Raw genomic sequence first — 17,894 nt, forward strand, 5'->3', positions numbered from 1 at the left:
CGACGTTTCGGCACCCGTGAGTACTTGTTAACCGCCGGCGGTTAACAAGTACTCACAGCTCGCCACGTCGACACCGCCGCGGTGCCGAGCAGACCGCCGGTGATGACGAAGATCGACGACGTCCCCGCGACGCCTGCCGCGGCGCCCGCGGCCAGCGGAATCAGCACCTGCCCGAGTCGGTTGCCGGTCAGTCGCAGCGACAACGCGGCGGCCCGGTTGGCGGCGGTGACGAGCCCGGCCACCCACGTCATGGTCAGGGGTTGGCCGATGCCCCAGAAGAATCCGGCGACGACGAGCAGCAGCGCCATCCCAGCGGGGTGGGGGACGAACGGCAGCAGGGCGGTGGGCAGCGCCGAGCACAGCGTCGCGGAGACCAGCAGTTTCGACCGCGGCACCCAAGTGAGCAGCCACGGCAGGAAGGCGCGCGACACGATCGACGCCGCGGTGCGCGCGGTCAGCAGCAACGTCACCAGGAGAACGCTGAAACCGAACTCGTGCCCGAGGACGGGGAGGTACGCGACGACGACGTCGACCGACGCCAGCACGATCAGGCTGCTGAACACGGCCGGTCGCATCCCCGTCGTCGCGATCATGCTGAACACGGACTGACGGTCGCCGGGCGTCGGTGGTCCCGCCGGCTGCGGGCGTTCGCGAATCGGCCAGGCGAACGGGACCGCGGCCAGCGCCACCACACCCATCACCGTCAACGCCAGGGTGGTCTCGACGACGCCGCCGTCCGAGCTTCCGGCCGCGATCACGCCGACAAGCGGAACCCCCACGGCCTGGCCGATCGAAACGCCCAGCGTCAATCCGGCGAAACCGCGGTCCAGTTCACCGGGTGGGGAGAGGAGCGTGATGAACCCCTGCCCGGCGACGGTCACGAGGATCTGCCCGAACCCGAGGATCACGTTCCCGAGTCCGAGGACGATCAGGTCGCCGCTGACGGCGATCACCAGGACGCCCAGGGCAGTGAGCAGCACACCCGTCCGCAGAACCGCGGCCGCATGCCGGTGGTCCACGGCGCGTCCGATCCGGACGGCCACGAGCAGCGGCGCCAGCGAGAACAGCGCGGTGACGACACCAATCGTGACGGCGTCGCCGCCGAGAGCGAGGACGCGGTAGGAGACGAGAACGCGGACGGCGTGATAGACGGCCTGGAGGAGAGCAGTGGCGATGCAGACGTTGAGGAACCAGTGCTTCACCAGGTCAACCGTTGATCACCTGACGATTTCCGAGCGGCCCCTGCAACTGGACCTCGAGGGTGCCGAACACGGCGACGAGGATGCACATCTTGTCGGCCGCCTCCGGGAGCGTGCCGGTGCGCAGCGAGATCGTGACGGTGGTGTCGGTCTCGGTGACCGTCGCGTCGGCGCCGTAACACTCCGGGGTTCCGGTGACGAAGTGGATCGCCACCGTGTTGCCGTCCGCGCGGGACCACGACTCGAACGGCGTCGGATTCGCCCGGACGATGTCGGGACGCGGTTCGAAGACGGTGCCGAAGTCCTCCCCGGGCACTTCGGAGGGAATGGGCATCCCCGACGACGGATTGGTCGGGCTGGGATCCACTGCGGACGCGATCTCCGGGGGAATCGTCGGTTCGTCGGTGCTCGAACCGGACCCGCATCCGGCGACGGCGAGGCAGGCCAGCACTGCGAGGGCGATTACGCGCATAAGCCACGGTAACCTCATCCCGCGAGCAGGCCGGAGACCAGCGCAATCCCCGGAATCGCGGCCAGAGTCGTGACGAACGCGGTGTCCCGGGCCATCACCGTTCCCACCCCGTACCGGCTGGCGTAGACGAAGACGTTCTGCGCCGTCGGCAGCGTCGCCACCACCACGATGGCGAACAGTTCGTGGCCGCCCAGCCCGAGCAGATAGCGCGCCATCACATACGCGAGCACGGGTTGCACGACGATCTTGAGTACCGATGCCAGCGCGACGTCGCGACGCGGACTCGTCCCCTTCTCGAGCACCCGCACCCCGTACAGGGAGATGCCGAACGCGAGCAGCGCACCCGGTACGGACGCGCCACCGATGAGCCGGAATGGCTGCATCAGGGCTTCCGGCGGTGTCCAGCCGAGTAGGGCGATCAGCAGTCCCGCCGCGCCCGCCACGACGATCGGGTTCTTGAACGGCGCGGTGATCGTGTCGAGTCGCGACGCACCCCGCCGGAGCGTGGTGACGTCGAGGATGGTGAGGGCGATGGGGGAGTACGCGATGATCTGGAACAGCAGCAGCGGCGCCACGAACGAGGCGTCCCCGAGCACGAAGACCGCGATGGGAATACCCAGATTCGCGGAGTTCACATACGACGACGACAGCGCGCCGATCGTCAGTTCCGGAAGGGACCTGTGTAGCCACAGCTTCGCGACGACCATGTACAGTGCGCCGACCGTCAATGCAGTGGCAGCCGCGACGGCCAGAGTGGGCGAGAAGATCACGGAGAGGTCGGACGATGCGAGCGAATCGAACAGCAGCGCCGGTGTGGCGACGAAGAACACCAGCCTGCCCAGGACGGATTCGCCCTCCGCGCCCAGCGTCCCGCGCCGGCCGAGAATGTAGCCGATCGCGATGATCACGAATATGACGGTGAATCCCGCAACCACTCCCGACACGCTGCGGGGCACCTCCTCGACAGGGATGCCTCCTGTCGGCAAACCTTCCGAAGTCTAGTGCCAGGCGTTCGGGTGGGTGACAATAGCGTCCGGTCGGGGGCATCGTCTGTGTGCGCGTTCGGTCGCGCTCGAGGAGTCGCAATGCTGCGTCGTACGACCGTTCTCTGCGCACTGTTCTGCGCGTGGACCCTCGCCTGGGGCGCCGCCCCCGTGGCGTCGGCGCTGGCCCCGCCGTCGAGCGGGGACCCGGCTCTGATCGCGCTCGCCGGGCAGGTCCTCGGGCGCAGCTACCGGGAGAACGCGAGCGTCGCGTACATCGACGCCTCCGGCACCCGGTACGCGAACTTCGGGGCCACCGAGGACACCGACTACGAGATCGGTTCCGTCACCAAGACGTTCACCGCCGCACTGTTCGTCGACGCCGTCGCCCGGGGTGAGGTGCGGGAGGACACGAAGGTCGCGGACGTGCTGCCGCTACAGGGCTCGCCGGTCGGCGACGTGACACTGCTCGAGTTGGCGTCCCACACGTCCGGGCTGGCGCAGTTCCCGATGAGCACCGACACCGTGGTCGCCGTCGGGCACTGGGTTGCCGCGTCCAACCCGTTCACCTACGACCGGGACACTCTGCTGCAGCAACTGCGGTCGGCGCCGCTCACGACCCGCGGCAGCTACTCCTACTCGACCGTCGGCTTCGCGTTGCTCGGCCAGGCGCTGGCCGCGGCCGCGCACACCGACTACCCGTCGCTGCTCCGCGAGCGCATGCTCGTCCCGCTCGGACTGTCGCAGTCGTGGATGCCGCTCACCGCCGCCGACCTGCCCGCGAACGTCACTCACGGATTCGACGTCCTGCACCGGTCGCAGGACCCGTGGCCGCTGGACGCGTACGCGCCGGCCGGTGGATTGCGGTCCACGGCGAACGACATGGCGACGTACGTCCGGGCTCTGCTCGACGGAACGGTCCCGGGCGGCACGGCCATGGACCCGCGGTGGGTCGGCGACAGCCACCGGGCGCTGACGTGGTCGATCGTCCCGTTCGAAGGCCGGGACTACACCCTGCACGGCGGCGCGACGGGCGGCTTCCAGTGCACCGTCGTGCTCGACCGGGCGAACGACCGCGGGCTCGTCATCCTCACCGACACGATCGGCGGACTCGAGCAGCAGGGCCTGGAGATCCTCGCGCACACCCCCATGTGAGTGCGAAAGCGTCCCCCGGCACACTTTGCCGCTCACCTGGGGGACGCCGGGCACGTGAGTGGCACAGTGTCCTCGGGCACGCATCGCCACTCACCTGGGTACCCCCGCCGGGTATGTCCGGTTACAGTGGGGCTGTGGAGACGGCAGCCGGGCGGAGGTGCACAGTCGTGGCGCGTGCCGCACTGCTGATCGCCGTCGCCGCCGGGGTGCTTCTCATGCACAGTCTGATCGCGCCGACCGCGATCGCCGCGGTGCACGAACAACCCTCGGCCACCGCGACCCACGACGAGGACCCCCACGGATGCGGCGGGGACGGTTGCGGGCAACCCCATCTCACCGGCCACCAGTGTGCCGGTGTGATCGTGGTGATCGCCACGCTGACGTCGGCGATGCTGCTGTGGTGGCACTCCGCGGATCCCGCGGCGCGACGGTCGCGGGTGAGCGCCGACCGTGTGCAGTCGGGTCGTGGCCCACCGCCGTGGACAGTGTTGTCGTTGGCGGAACTCTCGATTCTGCGGGTGTGACAGGGAGCCCGGGGCGTGTGCCCCGGCGGATCCGACTGTCAACTTCCGAATTGATCCCGAGGAGTTCCTCATGCGTACCACCACCACAGCCCTGATCTCCGCCGCGGCGGCCGCCGCTCTCGTCCTGACCGGGTGCGGCACCGACTCGGCCGGCAACTCGACGACGTCCGGTGCCACGACGTCCGCAGTCCAATCGCAGGCGCAGTTCAACGACGCCGACATCGCGTTCCTGAACGGGATGTACCCGCACCACGCGCAGGCGGTGGAGATGGCCGACATGGTCGCCGGCCGCACCGACACCGCGGACGTGGTCGCTCTCGCCGCCGCGATCAAGGCGGCGCAGCAACCGGAGATGGACCGGATGACCGACTGGCTCCAGCAGTGGGGACAACCGGTTCCGGCGTCCGACATGTCCGGCATGGGCCACAGCACGGACCACGGCGACGGAATGATGTCGGCCGATCGGTTGGACGCCCTGACGGCACTGTCGGGCACCGAATTCGATCGGCAATGGCTGACCATGATGATCGAGCACCACGAGGGCGCGATCGAGATGGCGAATGCCGAACTCGCCGACGGTGAGAACTCGGACGCGCGGCAGATGGCCGCCGACATCGTGACCGCCCAGCAGAGGGAGATCGCCGACATGCGGGCCGCGCTCGGCTGACCGGAATGACGAAAGGCCGCGTAATCCGAGGATTACGCGGCCTTTTCGGTGCCGTGCGAGTTACCGGCTCGTGAAGGGCAGCAGAGCCATCTCGCGAGCGTTCTTGACGGCGACGGCAACCTGACGCTGCTGCTGCGGGGTCAGGCCCGTGACGCGGCGGCTGCGGATCTTGCCGCGGTCCGAGATGAACGTGCGGAGGAGGTTGATGTCCTTGTAATCGACGTACTCGATCTTGGCCGCGAACAACGGGTTCTTCTTGGGCTTGCGGCCCTCGACGGGACGCGGCTTCTTCGACGGTGCTCTCTTGACTGCCATCTTCTTCCTTTACCAGCTCGACTTGTGGACGCCTGGCAGCTCCCCGCGGTGCGCCATCTCGCGAACACGCACGCGAGAGAGCCCGAACTTCCTCAGGTGGCCGCGCGGACGTCCATCCGCAGCGTCTCGATTGCGCAATCGTACCGGACTCGCGTCGCGGGGCAGACGCTGCAGTGCCGCCCGGGCCTCCGCGCGGTCGTCTTCGCTGCTCGACGGGCGGCGAAGGGTCTCCTTCAGCTCCGCGCGGCGCTCGGCCCAGCGTGCCACGACGATCTTGCGCTGCTCGTTCTTCGCGATCTTCGACTTCTTTGCCATGGGCGGTGTCTTCTACTTCTCTTCTCGGAAATCGACGTGCTTCCGCACGACCGGGTCGTACTTCTTCATCACCAGACGGTCCGGGTCGTTGCGGCGGTTCTTGCGGGTCACGTACGTGTATCCGGTGCCCGCCGTCGACTGCAGTTTCACGATCGGGCGGATCTCGTTGCGGGCGGCCATCAGATCTTCTCCCCACGGGCCCGGATCCGGGCGACGACGGCGTCGATGCCGTCCCGGTCGATGGTCTTGATGCCCTTCGTGGAGAGCGTGAGGGTGATCCGCCTGCCTTCGCTGGGTAGGAGATACGTCTTCTTCTGGATGTTCGGATCCCAGCGCCGGTTGGTGCGCTTGTGGGAGTGCGACACGGACTTGCCGAATCCTGGCTGGCGTCCGGTCACCTGGCAGTGCGCCGACATGGGCGTTCCTCTCTGCCTCTCGCGACAACTCGACGAGAGGGTGATGACAATCATTTTCGACAACGGTGAGATCCCAATGTAGCGTTCTGTCCACGTAATGACAATCGTTATCGAAAGGGTGCTCGTGAACGAGATACTCGACGGCCGGACGCCGCTGATCCTGGTATCCGGCTGGAACGGCCCCACCGAGGACGCGGCGCGCTCGCTGCTCCGCGACGGCACCGTCGTCGTGCATCACGACCTCGACCTCCTGCACGAAGGCGTCGTGCGCCGCACCGTCACCACGCTGGAGTCAGGGGCGCCGCGCGAGCGCCTCCACATCCTCGAACTGGCACACGGCTGCATCTCCTGCACGCTGCGTCAGGACCTCCTGCCGCTGATCCGCCGCCTGCACACCCGCAGTTCGGTGCAGCGCATCGTGCTGCACCTCGACCGCAGGCTCGAACCCGAGGCCGTCTGCTGTGCGGTCGAGCACGTGTCGGTGTCCGGTGTAGTCGGGCAGATCGACGGTCCGGCGTCGCGGGACGTGCGCATCGACGGCGTCGTCACCTGCCTCGACGCGGGATCGTGGCTGGCCGATGCCACCGGCGACGACGCGCTGGACGACGACCGCACCGTGGCGCAGGTCGCGGTCGGGCAGGTGGACTTCGCCGACGCCCTCGTGGTGGCGGGCAGCGCCGGCGACGGCTGGCAGCAGGCGCGGCTCCACGCCGTCCTGGCCCGGCTCGCACCGGGGGCACCGATCAGCTGGGGCGGGGACACCCTCGACGTCGAGCGACTGCTCCTCGACATCCCGGCCGGCGCGCGACGCGGTGAGCCGTCCCACGCCCACTCACCGGTGCTGCGCGGACAGCCGCCGCTGTCCCACGACTGCGGCGTGATGCTCGTCGAGTTCACCGCCACCCGGCCGTTCCATCCGGAGCGGCTGCACGAGGCCGTCGACGTGCTCCTCGACGGCGTCGTCACCTCGCGCGGATGCGTGTGGGTGGCGACGCAGCCGGACGAGGCGCTGTGGCTCGAGTCGGCCGGTGGGGGACTGCGGGTGGCGAGCGCCGACCGCTGGCTGGCCGCCATGACCCCGGAGGAACAGGAACAGGTCGGGGTCGCGCGTCGTGCGATGGCAGCGCTGTGCTGGGACGAACGCTTCGGTGACCGGCACACGTCGATGGTGGTGCTGGTGCATGCCGCCGACCCCACCGAGATCGACCGCACCCTGCAGTGGGCGCTCGTCACCGACGACGAACTCGCGGACGAAGCCGGATGGCAGTCGTGGCCCGACCCGTTCGGGCAGTTCCACGAAGACCGTTCATGCTGAGTGCCGTTTAGTGCGCTCTGCATGAGTGCCCGGGTTACCCCGGTCACATTCACCAACAGGTGGTGTTCCCGCAGCGATACCGTCTGCCCACCGGGTGGCGGGTCTTATGGTTGGTTTCTGTCGGGCATCTTTTACGTCTCGTCCGCAACTCGCCGAAGACGCACCACCGTCAACAACCGCCGCGAGTGCAGCGAGGTTGAGAGCAGCATTGTGGTCACGATCAGCGCGGAATCCGCACGCATCGCAGGTGAACACCCGAACATTCAACGGTAGTTTGGCTTTCACTACCTGACAATTCGAGCAGGTCTTACTCGACGGATACCACCGGTCTGCCACCTGCAGACAAGTGCCAGCCCACTCGCACTTATAGGTCAGTTCTCGACGGATCTCGGCGAACGCCGCATCCTGCAGAGCCCGGTTCAACCCCCGCTTGTAGGCGCCACCGGAGCGGGTCATCCCTGCGACATTGAGGTCTTCGACGACGACGGTATCGAAGTCCCGCACCAGTCGCGTGGTGAGTTTGTGCAGGTGATCGCGGCGACTGTTCGCGATGCGGATGTGCACCGCCCGGATCTGTCCCTGGGTGCGCAGCCAGCGCCGGGAGGGTTGTTGACCGGTGCGACGATCCGGGCCGACCTGGCGGGACGCGCGGCGCCCGAGGCTACGAAGTTGTTTCGCCTGCTTGCGGGCGTGCTTCGGATTGTCGATCATCTCCCCGGTAGAGAGGGCAGCGAGGTGTTTGACCCCCACATCGACTCCGACCACCGAACCGCCCCCGCCGCTGTCACCGACGGCGGCGGAGGTACCGGTGGTAGCGGGTGGGAGTGCCCGGGTGGGGAGCGTGATTTCGACGGAGAACGACACCTGCCACCGGCCGCGTCGATACGACAGGGTCGCCGACCGGATCCGCGCCGACCCGGCGATCGTCTTGCGGGCCAGTTTGCGGGTGGATTCGCACGTCCGGATCGCTCCGATCCGGGGCAACTGCACATGACGGCGGTCACCGCCGTCGGTGACCAGCCCGAAACTGCCCGTGGTGAACCGGCAGGAGAGCACCGCCCGTTTGCCTTTGAAGCGGGGGAATCCGGTGGCGCCTTTGCGTTTCCTGGATCGGGCATCGGACCAGTTCGACAGGGCGGCGGCGCAGTTCGCGATCCCGGAACTGTACGCCTCCTTCGAATTCTGTTGCCACCACACCTGCCCGGTGTCGCTGTTGACGGCGACGTCGTTCTTGACTGTGTTCCAGTGTTTGCGCAAGCTGTACGCGGACCACGACATCGACGGGGTCAACTCCGCGTCAGGGATCTCGTAGGATCGTTCCGCAGTGCGTTGGTCGAGGTTTGCTTTGACCTGCGCCAGTGCCCAGTTGTAGGCGAAACGCTGCGCCCCACAGTGCGACCGCAACACCGACGCCTGCTCCGAGGTCGGATCGAGGACGTACACGAACGCACGGATCACTGTCCGAGATGAATTCGCGGCCTGTTCGGGAGCCGGGTCCGGAGTCGGTGCCATGTCCTGGGTACCGAGATCGGCGAGCAGAGCGGTGGGCGTCACGACAGGTCCGCCGCAGCGGCCATGGCAGCTGCGGCACGCCGGCGTGCACCGCGCCGCCCGGTCCGGCGAGCGCACAGGGAGGTCATCGCCTCGGTCGTATCGCGCACCCAGATCATCAGCCACCCCGTCGTCGTTGAAACATACGCAGGGTACGACGGGGCACTGACAATACTGCCTCGATGAACCCGAACTCGAACCCGGCGCGGTGGTCCCGATGCTCGGCGAGTGATCGTCGACATACTCGGATCACCCGGCAGCCCGCCGAGTGTGGCGCGTTTCCGCCTCGGGCCGTAACCGATCCCGGTGACCGTCCTCGACACACCAGACAACTCTGTCCGGACTCGGTCACCATCACCACATGCCCCCGGCGTTCCAAATCGGCTTACTGATCCGAGGACGACACCCGGCACTACACCACCACCGCACCCCCAGAACCCACCGATGGGGCCGACCGCCCGGATCCCCCACCGGAATCGCGCCGGACGGCAACTGCCGAGCCCGGACCGGCAAGGCCCCCGCATGTAACCACACCAACGCGGTCCGGTACTTCACACCGTCCGCCGCCGCCCAACCCTTCAACATCACGGCACTAACAACACTAAACAACATCAAACAGTCAGATCGCCCAACCTGTACGCAACCCCTGCGAGAGCAGCGAATGCGACCGCACCGTCAAGTGGGCGGACGGCGGGACCTATCCGCTGGTGGTCGTGGACGTGACCAGTGAGTCGCACCCGTTCTGGACCGGCGCGCAGCGCGTGATGGACACCGCGAGCCGCGTCGAGAAGTTCCAGCGCCGCTATGGAGCGCGCACGGGTCGAAGGCCGTGAAGCTGGGATTGGTGGACCCGGCCGGGAAGTGACACGCCACGTGCGAACCTTGGCGGGTGCTGCTGTACATCCTGGAACTGGTGGGCATCGCGGTGTTCGCGGCGTCGGGCGCCATGGTAGGGGTGACGAAGCGCCTCGACATCTTCGGTGTCTGCGTGGTCGGTGTGTTCACCGCTCTCGGTGGCGGCATCGTCCGCGACGTCCTGCTCGGCATCCATCCGCCGACGTCGCTGGGTAGCTGGCCGAACCTCGGCACGTCGTTCGGCATGTCGTTGCTGGTGTTCTTCCTGCATTCGACTGTCGGACGGCTCCGCCGGGAGATCCTGGTGCTCGACGCCCTGGGGATGGGGCTGTTCGCGAGCACGGGCGCGGTGATCGCGCTCGACCACGGGGCGAGTCCGCTGGCGTCGTGCCTCATCGGCGGCACCGCGGCGATCGGCGGCGGCATCCTGCGCGACGTGCTGGTGAACGAGGTCCCGTTGCTGCTGCAGCGGGACTTCTACGCGGTGCCGGCGCTGCTCGGTTCGGCGCTGGTCGTCGCGGTGAGCGAGTGGGGGTCGGGTACCGATGTGGCGCTGGTGGTGGGGACGGTGTTCGCGTCCGCGCTGCGGTTGGTGGCGTTGTGGCGGAACTGGGGGCTGCCGGGTCCGCGCGTCCTCGAGTGACGGGCGCCATCTCGTGTCGAGGTCCCCTTCTCAGACATATCTCAGTTGATCGGGCCAAACTGTCGGGTATGCGCATTTTGGTGGTCGACGACGATCGCGCCGTGAGGGAGTCCTTACGGCGGTCTCTCAGCTTCAACGGGTACTCGGTGGAACTGGCCGTCGACGGTATCGATGCTCTCGAGAAGGTCGCGAACGCGCGCCCCGACGCGCTCGTGCTCGATGTGATGATGCCGCGTCTGGACGGTCTCGAGGTGTGCCGCCGGTTGCGGAGCACCGGCGACGACCTGCCGATTCTCGTCTTGACCGCGCGCGACTCCGTGTCGGAGCGGGTGTCGGGTCTGGACGCCGGAGCCGACGACTACCTGCCGAAACCGTTCGCCCTCGAGGAGTTGCTGGCCCGGTTGCGTGCGCTGCTGCGCCGCGCCGCGCCGGAGCCGGGCATCGATTCGGAGAAGATGACGTTCGAGGACCTCACGCTCGACCCGGTCACCCGCGAGGTGACGCGTGGCGAGCGGTCCATCAGCCTCACCCGCACCGAGTTCTCGCTCCTCGAGATGCTGATGGCCAACCCGCGCCGGGTGCTGACCCGTGGCCGCATCCTCGAGGAGGTGTGGGGTTACGACTTCCCGACGTCCGGCAACGCGCTCGAGGTCTACGTCGGGTATCTGCGCCGCAAGACGGAGGCGGACGGAGAGACCCGCCTGCTGCACACCGTCCGCGGGGTCGGCTACGTGCTGCGGGAGACTCCTCCGTGATGGCTGTTCCGTTCCACAGAACTGCCCCTAGGTCGGGGTCGGCGAAGCACGACACGCACCCTATTTCGCGGCACCCCACAGGACCGATCCCGTTACCGCCCGAGATGCGGCCTCCGATGCCGTTGACGCGGTCGGTCTCGTTGCGGTGGCGGGTGACGCTGCTCGCCGCGTCCGTGGTGGCCATCGCGGTGGCGGTGATGGCGATCGCAGCGTACGCAGTGGTGTCGCGGGCCCTGTACGCCGATGTCGACAACCAGTTGCGCAACCGCGCGTCGGCGCTGATCGACAGCAACCTCGTGACGTTCGATCCGCGCTACATCGCGGGCGCGACGCTGTACACGACGGACATCAGTGTGGCGCTGGTGTTTCCGGACCTCGACACGTACACGCCGCCGGGTTCCAATGTGCCGATCGGCGAGCCGGAGTTGTCGGTGGCGCGCGGCGAGCAGGAAACGTCCCTGCGCACCGCGGACAACCAGCGGGTGCTGGCCGAGCGCACCCAGGACGGCAGCACCCTGGTGATCGCCCAGCGGCTGGCGCCGACGGGGGCGGTGCTCGACCGGCTGGCCTGGGTCCTGTTCATCGTCGGCGGATGCGGGGTGGTCCTCGCGGCCGCCGCCGGAACGACGGTGGGGCGCACCGGTCTGCGTCCGATCGCCCGGCTCACCGCCGCCACGGAACGGGTGGCCCGGACCGACGACCTGACGCCGATGCCGGTGACGGGCAACGACGAACTCGCCCGGCTCACCGAAAGTTTCAACACCATGCTGAGGGCGCTCGCGGAATCGCGGGAGCGGCAGAGCAGGCTCGTCGCCGACGCGGGACACGAACTGCGGACGCCGCTCACGTCGTTGCGCACCAACATGGAGTTGCTGATCGCGTCGAGTCGTCCTGGCGCGCCGCATATTCCGGACGACGACATGGCCGAACTGCGCACCGACGTGGTGGCGCAGATAGAGGAACTCTCGCAGCTGGTGGGCGACCTCGTCGACCTCGCCCGCGAGGACGCACCGGAAACCGTCTTCGAGAGAGTCGATCTCAGCGAAGTGGTGGACCGCAGCCTCGAGCGTGCGCGACGCCGGCGTAACGAGATCGACTTCACCGCCGTCACCGTTCCCTGGTTCGTGTACGGCGACCACGCGGGATTGTCGCGGGCGGTGCTGAACGTCCTCGACAACGCCGCCAAGTGGAGTCCGACCGGTGAGCAGGTGCGGGTGGCGATGAAACCGGCAGGCGACGGACTTCTCGAGCTGACGGTCGACGACGCGGGCCCGGGTATTCCGGAGGAGGATCGGGAACTGGTGTTCGACCGCTTCTACCGGTCCACGGCGTCGCGCTCGATGCCCGGCTCCGGGCTGGGGCTGGCGATCGTCCGGCAGGTGGTGGTCAAGCACGGCGGCACGATCGCAGTGGACGTCTCCGAACGGGGCGGTGCGCTCATCCGCATCGTCCTTCCGGGTGAACCCGAAGCGGAATAGGCTCGAAGCTCGAGGTCTCGGCTAACTCAAAGGCCGGTCTCAGGACCTTCTCAGTCCCACCGGGCACTCTCGTGGACAGAGACGGTGCGACTGCCCCTGCGGGTGGTCGCGGGAGATGGAAGTGATGCGATGACCGAGGATCGAAACAGCCACGACGGCGACAGCCGCGAGAACGCCGGTGGCGACCGGGGCGGGCGCCCGGACCAGCCGGCCCACCCGCAGCCGCCGACGCCGGGGTACCACCCGACCGAGCAGTTCCCGACCACTCCGCACAACCCGGCGGGCGGTCCGGCGGGTCAGCAGGCCTACGGCGCCGGGTACCCCCAGGGCAACCCGTACGGTGCGCCGCACCAGCCCACCCAGCAGTTCGGGCAGCCCCAGCACGGCGCTCCGGGACATCCGGGTGCCCAGCACGCGGCCGGGCAGCCCGGTGCGCCTCAGGGGCCGTTCCCCGGCCTGCAGGGGCCCGGCCAGGCAGGGGCGGGATCGACGGCGACCGCGACCAAGCGTCCCGCGCGCACGGCGATCGTGGTGGGCGCTGTGGCGCTCGCTCTCGTGAGCGGCGGCATCGGCGGCGTAGTGGGCTCCCTGGCAACGGATCGAAACGGCGGCGGCGCCGCGGTGACCAACTCCCTCGACGCCCCCAAGAACAACACTGCGACCCCGGCCGCGAATGCACCGGCGGGGTCGGTGCAGGCGGTCGCGAACAAGGTGGTCCCGAGCGTCGTGCAGATCGAGGTGGCGACGGCAGGCGGTTCGGGTGGCGAGGGGTCCGGCATCGTCATCTCGTCCGACGGCATGATCCTCACCAACAATCACGTCGCGGGCGCGGCCGCCAAGGGCAGCAAGCTGACGGTCGCCTTCTCGGACGGCAGTAGGGCCGACGCCAAGCTGGTCGGCGCCGACCCGGTATCCGACCTCGCGGTCATCAAGGTGGACGGCAAGACGGACCTCACGCCGATCGAGCTGGGCACTTCGGGCAACGTGCAGGTCGGACAGCAGGTCGTGGCGATCGGTTCGCCTCTCGGTCTCGCCGGCACCGTCACCGAGGGCATCATCTCGGCGCTCAACCGCCCGGTGTCCACCAGCGGTGAGTCCGGCAACCAGAACACCGTCATCGACGCCCTGCAGACGGATGCGGCGATCAACCCGGGCAACTCCGGCGGCGCCCTCGTCAACATGGACGGTCAGCTGATCGGCATCAACACCGCCATTGCGAGCATCGGCGGTTCCGGCGGGGGCGAGCAGAGCGGCTCCATCGGTCTCGGCTTCGCGATCCCGGTCGACCAGGCCCGGCGCATCGCGGACGAGTTGGTCAAGACGGGCAAGGCCACCCAGGCCGTCATCGGGATCCAGGTCCCGTCGCAGGACGCCGCCAACGGTGCCACCGTCGTCGAGGTCACGTCGGGCAGTCCGGCGGAGAAGGCGGGAATTCCGAAGGGCTCGGTGATCACCAAGGTCGACGACCGGGTCATCACCAGCGGCGACGCGCTCATCGCCGCCATCCGTTCACACGCACCGGGAGACAACGTGTCCATCACTTACACCGACGGGAACGGATCGAATTCCAAGACCGTCGACGTCACACTCGGAACCGCCGAACAGGGCGGCCGCTGATGAACACGGGGATTCTCGGGCAGGTCGAGTCTGTTCTGAACGGGGCCACTACGGTAGGGACCATGGACATCGAAGCCTCGCTGGCCGGCCGCGCGCTGGTGGTAATCGTCGACGACCGCACCGCTCACGGTGACGGCAAGGACTCCATCGGACCTCTGGTGACGGAACTGCTGAACGAGGCCGGCTTCATCGTCGACGCCATCGTCGCGGTGGCGGCCGACGAGGTGGAGATCCGCAACGCGCTCAACACCGCCGTCATCGGCGGCGTCGACCTCGTCGTCTCCGTCGGCGGCACCGGGGTGTCGCCCCGCGACGTCGCCCCCGACGTCACCGCCGAGGTCCTCGACCGCGAGATTCCGGGAATTTCGGAGGCCCTCCGGTCTTCGGGTCTCGCCGCCGGTTCACTGGATGCCGGCCTCTCCCGCGGGCTCGCCGGTGTGTCCGGCAGCACACTCGTGGTCAACCTCGCGTCCTCCCGCGCCGCGGTCCGGGACGGCATGGCCACCCTGACGCCGCTCGCGGCACACGTGATTTCCGAATTGTCCGGTCTGGAAGGCTGAGACGATTTCTCGTTCCGACGAGCCGGGTTCGCACAGCGAGCCCGACGAGCAGGCAGTTCCGAGCCGGGCCCCGATCGACAGGGCCCGGCTCGAGCGCATCTTCGGGGACGTCTTCCCCGACACCACCGCGGACGAACGCGAACCCGGCGAGGCGTCTCAGTATGTGGACACACGCAACGAGTCCGAGGAGTGGCTCCGGCGTCAGGTTCCTCCCCACCATGGGTGAATGCGTGATTGGAATCTGGATGAATCTAAGTGTTGTCTGCAGTAACGGAAAAATTCGCGCTCGGAAAGTCACTGGTACGGCCGCTTTCATTCACGCGATTCCAAAGCGGGGCTACCCGTAGGTAATGTTTCGTTTTCAACTTTGTGAGGCACATCACAATTGCGTCACGAGCTGATCACGTTGCTCAGGTTCTTAGCGCAGGTTAATGTCCCTGACGAGTCAGTACGAAGATGGAGGGCGGGGCGTGGTGCCACGTCGTCGCCCGGACGGCCTCCTTGTGAGGTGTGTCTCTAGTGTCGAAATTCGGGCAACTGGACTTCTGTAGTTAACGCTGCGGACACCTTTGCTCCGAATACTGCGCTGGGCCCGAAATGGACCACTCCTCAGCTTCGATCGTCGGGGCTGGGAACCTGCACGAATCCTGATGAGGGGAACGAATGAGCGAGAACCGCAAGTCCGGCCTGCGCCGTGGCGCCCGTATTGCAGGCCTGGGTGCTGCTGCGGCTGTTGCACTCGGTTTGATGTCTACTGGTGCGGCGAGCGCGGATACTTTCATCCCGCTGCCCGATGGTTCGAAGGCCGGCCCGAATGCGACGTTGACGCGTACCGCGGAGAGCGCTCTGTCGTCGCCGTCGTTGGCTGCCAATGGCGCCGGTCGTGTGGCGTGGGTGTCGGGAACTGTGACTGCTGATGTCAAGGGCATCAAGGAGGTCACCGAGGTTCCGGACGCGAATGCCACGACGAACAATGCGGGTACCTACAACGGTACGAATGCGACGACGACGCATGGTGTTTCGCGGGTGTCGACCGGGTACATCGTGGGTTGCCAGGTGGACATCACCGGTCTGTCGGCGAGCCCGTCGTTCTCTGCGGATCTGTCTTCGTTGACGCCGAGCCTCGGGCTGTCGGTTCCGTTGAACTCGGGTGAGGTCAAGTACGTGCCGATCGCGGCGAAGGACATCAAGAAGGACGGCGTGTACGCGCTGCAGTACCAGGATGCGGAGCTGCAGGTTCAGAAGTGCGGTGGATTCGCGCAGGCTCGGTCGTACTCGGTCGTGGAGATCGTGGGTAACGACTACTCGAAGACCGTTCTGTACGGTGCGCCGTTCAGCATCGGCTGATTTCGGTCTCTTTCGCAGTTCTTCCCACCCACTTTCTCGCGTGTGCGAGGTTTCTATCCCTGAGAGGGAACAATGATCATCAACCGTAAGAACGGTGTGCGTCTGGCCGCGGTCGGTGCCGCTGCTGCCGCGACCATGGGCTTCTTCTCCGTCGGTGCGGCGAATGCCGATACGTTCATTCCGCTGCCCGGTGGTTCGATCACGCAGACGTTGGCTGACGGCACCGTGGTGACGGTGAACCTGACGGACGAGAGTGCGAACATTTCGCCGTCGATGGGTTCGACGCCGTTGCACCGCAACGTCTGGGTCAACGGCAAGGCCTCGGTCACGCTGGACGGTGCCGGCGCCAAGGGCGCCACCATCACCCCCGGTTACATCCTCGCCTGCCAGGTCGACTTCGGTGCCAAGGGTGACGCCGGCGCCAGCACCAAGATGACCATCGATGAAGACAGCGGCAACCTGGTGTCCGGCCCGTTGGCCGGCAAGAGCAGCGGTGCGATCACCCTGGGCCCCGGTCAGGCCAAGAACGTCACCATTCTCGACCTCGAGAAGAAGGACGCCTACGGCGGAGAGTCGCACACCGGCGGCAACAAGTTCACGGGCAAGACCGGTTCGGTCACCTGGGCCGACTCGACGCTCGGTGTAGCCGGCTGCGCGGGCTACGCCCAGGCGCGCAGCTACGTCAAGGTCGCGGTCAGCACCGACAACGTGAGCAGCAACGTCACCCTGTGGGGACAGCCCTTCAGCATCGGCTGATCTTCTCCATAAACAAGTAGGAAATACTCCGGAATCGGGGCGCGGGAATACTCGCGCCCCGATTTTTGGCGTTCAAAATTCGCTATTACACGTAAATAACGCTCCTTTATGTACGGTAACGCTTACGTAAATGCGCCCTTCTGGATATTACGTTTCAGACTCGAATGCTCTAACTTTGGACCTCGCTGGGTCGTTGGTCCTCTCCGAAGGTCGGAGCAACCACGCCTGATGAGGGGAACGAATGAGCGAGAACCGCAAGTCCGGCCTGCGCCGTGGCGCCCGTATTGCAGGCCTGGGTGCTGCTGCGGCTGTTGCACTCGGTTTGATGTCTACTGGTGCGGCGAGCGCGGATACTTTCATCCCGCTGCCCGATGGTTCGAAGGCCGGCCCGAATGCGACGTTGACGCGTACCGCGGAGAGCGCTCTGTCGTCGCCGTCGTTGGCTGCCAATGGCGCCGGTCGTGTGGCGTGGGTGTCGGGAACTGTGACTGCTGATGTCAAGGGCATCAAGGAGGTCACCGAGGTTCCGGACGCGAATGCCACGACGAACAATGCGGGTACCTACAACGGTACGAATGCGACGACGACGCATGGTGTTTCGCGGGTGTCGACCGGGTACATCGTGGGTTGCCAGGTGGACATCACCGGTCTGTCGGCGAGCCCGTCGTTCTCTGCGGATCTGTCTTCGTTGACGCCGAGCCTCGGGCTGTCGGTTCCGTTGAACTCGGGTGAGGTCAAGTACGTGCCGATCGCGGCGAAGGACATCAAGAAGGACGGCGTGTACGCGCTGCAGTACCAGGATGCGGAGCTGCAGGTTCAGAAGTGCGGTGGATTCGCGCAGGCTCGGTCGTACTCGGTCGTGGAGATCGTGGGTAACGACTACTCGAAGACCGTTCTGTACGGTGCGCCGTTCAGCATCGGCTGATTTCGGTCTCTTTCGCAGTTCTTCCCACCCACTTTCTCGCGTGTGC

The 17,894-nt window shown here is 67.0% G+C and carries 20 protein-coding genes and 2 pseudogenes; 13 read left to right on the forward strand and 9 right to left on the reverse strand.

What is annotated here, in order from left to right; all coding sequences use genetic code 11:
- Positions 1-41: 41 nt before the first annotated feature.
- From P3H15_RS00905 to P3H15_RS00915, 3 genes are read right to left on the reverse strand one after another with little or no spacing between them, the layout of a single operon-like run.
- Positions 42-1,205 (reverse strand): MFS transporter, encoded by a 1,164-nt coding sequence (locus P3H15_RS00905; RefSeq protein WP_276135758.1) that lies wholly within the window; start codon positions 1,203-1,205, stop codon positions 42-44.
- A 1-nt stretch (position 1,206) separates the two neighbouring features.
- Positions 1,207-1,671 carry a hypothetical protein gene (locus P3H15_RS00910; protein WP_276135532.1) on the reverse strand — a complete coding sequence of 155 codons (465 nt, stop codon included), beginning with the start codon at positions 1,669-1,671 and terminating at the stop codon, positions 1,207-1,209.
- Positions 1,672-1,685: 14 nt separating this feature from the next.
- Positions 1,686-2,615 carry an AEC family transporter gene (locus P3H15_RS00915; RefSeq protein ID WP_072937418.1) on the reverse strand — a complete coding sequence of 310 codons (930 nt, stop codon included), beginning with the start codon at positions 2,613-2,615 and terminating at the stop codon, positions 1,686-1,688.
- A 141-nt stretch (positions 2,616-2,756) separates the two neighbouring features.
- Between P3H15_RS00915 and P3H15_RS00920 the strand changes: the two genes are divergently transcribed.
- From P3H15_RS00920 to P3H15_RS00930, 3 genes are all read left to right on the forward strand, one after another.
- Entirely contained in the window at positions 2,757-3,809 is a 1,053-nt protein-coding gene (locus P3H15_RS00920) for a serine hydrolase (protein WP_276135533.1), read from the forward strand.
- A 167-nt stretch (positions 3,810-3,976) separates the two neighbouring features.
- Positions 3,977-4,333: a DUF6153 family protein gene (locus P3H15_RS00925; RefSeq protein ID WP_276135534.1), complete on the forward strand. Its 357-nt coding sequence runs from the start codon at positions 3,977-3,979 to the stop codon at positions 4,331-4,333.
- Between the two features lie 70 nt (positions 4,334-4,403).
- Positions 4,404-5,000, forward strand: coding sequence for a DUF305 domain-containing protein (locus P3H15_RS00930; RefSeq protein ID WP_276135535.1), 597 nt, complete (start codon positions 4,404-4,406; stop codon positions 4,998-5,000).
- A 60-nt stretch (positions 5,001-5,060) separates the two neighbouring features.
- On the opposite strand, the gene rpsR is transcribed toward P3H15_RS00930, so the two are convergent.
- The 4 genes from rpsR to rpmB are packed head-to-tail and all read right to left on the reverse strand — an operon-like array spanning position 5,061 to position 6,046.
- Positions 5,061-5,315: a 30S ribosomal protein S18 gene (gene rpsR / locus P3H15_RS00935; RefSeq protein ID WP_005238639.1), complete on the reverse strand. Its 255-nt coding sequence runs from the start codon at positions 5,313-5,315 to the stop codon at positions 5,061-5,063.
- 9 nt (positions 5,316-5,324) lie between these two features.
- Complete coding sequence (gene rpsN / locus P3H15_RS00940) at positions 5,325-5,630, reverse strand: 30S ribosomal protein S14 (RefSeq protein WP_276135536.1); 306 nt, start codon at positions 5,628-5,630, stop codon at positions 5,325-5,327.
- Positions 5,631-5,642: 12 nt separating this feature from the next.
- The gene (gene rpmG, locus P3H15_RS00945) at positions 5,643-5,810 is read right to left on the reverse strand and encodes a 50S ribosomal protein L33 (RefSeq protein ID WP_276135537.1); all 168 of its coding nucleotides are present in this window, start codon (positions 5,808-5,810) and stop codon (positions 5,643-5,645) included.
- Positions 5,810-6,046, reverse strand: a complete 237-nt coding sequence (gene rpmB / locus P3H15_RS00950; RefSeq protein ID WP_276135538.1) for a 50S ribosomal protein L28 — start codon at positions 6,044-6,046, stop codon at positions 5,810-5,812. Before rpmB ends, rpmG begins: the two co-directional genes overlap by 1 nt.
- A 97-nt stretch (positions 6,047-6,143) precedes the next feature.
- Here rpmB and P3H15_RS00955 point away from each other — a divergent pair, with 97 nt between their 5' ends.
- Positions 6,144-7,361 (forward strand): GTP-binding protein, encoded by a 1,218-nt coding sequence (locus P3H15_RS00955; protein ID WP_276135539.1) that lies wholly within the window; start codon positions 6,144-6,146, stop codon positions 7,359-7,361.
- Here the strand turns inward: P3H15_RS00955 and tnpB are convergent.
- Both tnpB and P3H15_RS00965 read right to left on the reverse strand, forming a co-directional pair.
- The gene (gene tnpB, locus P3H15_RS00960) at positions 7,353-8,915 is read right to left on the reverse strand and encodes an IS607 family element RNA-guided endonuclease TnpB (protein WP_276135540.1); all 1,563 of its coding nucleotides are present in this window, start codon (positions 8,913-8,915) and stop codon (positions 7,353-7,355) included. The genes P3H15_RS00955 and tnpB overlap by 9 nt on opposite strands.
- Positions 8,912-9,022 (reverse strand): annotated as a pseudogene (locus P3H15_RS00965) (IS607 family transposase); the annotation flags it as partial. The pseudogene P3H15_RS00965 and the gene tnpB, both read right to left, overlap by 4 nt.
- A gap of 543 nt (positions 9,023-9,565) precedes the next feature.
- On the opposite strand from P3H15_RS00965, the pseudogene rpmE reads away from it, so the two are divergent.
- From rpmE to P3H15_RS01010, 9 genes and pseudogenes are all read left to right on the forward strand, one after another.
- A pseudogene (gene rpmE, locus P3H15_RS00970) lies at positions 9,566-9,745 on the forward strand (50S ribosomal protein L31); the annotation flags it as partial.
- 56 nt (positions 9,746-9,801) lie between these two features.
- Positions 9,802-10,410 (forward strand): trimeric intracellular cation channel family protein, encoded by a 609-nt coding sequence (locus P3H15_RS00975; RefSeq protein WP_276135541.1) that lies wholly within the window; start codon positions 9,802-9,804, stop codon positions 10,408-10,410.
- Between the two features lie 68 nt (positions 10,411-10,478).
- Complete coding sequence (locus P3H15_RS00980; protein ID WP_005238656.1) at positions 10,479-11,165, forward strand: response regulator transcription factor; 687 nt, start codon at positions 10,479-10,481, stop codon at positions 11,163-11,165.
- Complete coding sequence (locus P3H15_RS00985) at positions 11,165-12,643, forward strand: HAMP domain-containing sensor histidine kinase (RefSeq protein ID WP_276135542.1); 1,479 nt, start codon at positions 11,165-11,167, stop codon at positions 12,641-12,643. The genes P3H15_RS00980 and P3H15_RS00985 overlap by 1 nt, the downstream gene beginning before the upstream one ends.
- A 129-nt stretch (positions 12,644-12,772) precedes the next feature.
- Complete coding sequence (locus tag P3H15_RS00990) at positions 12,773-14,260, forward strand: trypsin-like peptidase domain-containing protein (protein WP_276135543.1); 1,488 nt, start codon at positions 12,773-12,775, stop codon at positions 14,258-14,260.
- Positions 14,260-14,820 (forward strand): molybdenum cofactor biosynthesis protein B, encoded by a 561-nt coding sequence (locus tag P3H15_RS00995; protein WP_005567398.1) that lies wholly within the window; start codon positions 14,260-14,262, stop codon positions 14,818-14,820. Before P3H15_RS00990 ends, P3H15_RS00995 begins: the two co-directional genes overlap by 1 nt.
- Positions 14,821-15,483: 663 nt before the next feature.
- Positions 15,484-16,167, forward strand: a complete 684-nt coding sequence (locus P3H15_RS01000; RefSeq protein ID WP_276135544.1) for an MspA family porin — start codon at positions 15,484-15,486, stop codon at positions 16,165-16,167.
- Positions 16,168-16,239: 72 nt separating this feature from the next.
- Positions 16,240-16,923, forward strand: a complete 684-nt coding sequence (locus P3H15_RS01005; protein ID WP_276135545.1) for an MspA family porin — start codon at positions 16,240-16,242, stop codon at positions 16,921-16,923.
- Between the two features lie 241 nt (positions 16,924-17,164).
- Positions 17,165-17,848 carry an MspA family porin gene (locus tag P3H15_RS01010; RefSeq protein ID WP_276135544.1) on the forward strand — a complete coding sequence of 228 codons (684 nt, stop codon included), beginning with the start codon at positions 17,165-17,167 and terminating at the stop codon, positions 17,846-17,848.
- The last annotated feature ends 46 nt before the right edge of the window (positions 17,849-17,894 follow it).

Source organism: Rhodococcus sp. T2V (genome assembly GCF_029269925.1).
Taxonomy (GTDB): domain Bacteria; phylum Actinomycetota; class Actinomycetes; order Mycobacteriales; family Mycobacteriaceae; genus Rhodococcus_F; species Rhodococcus_F koreensis.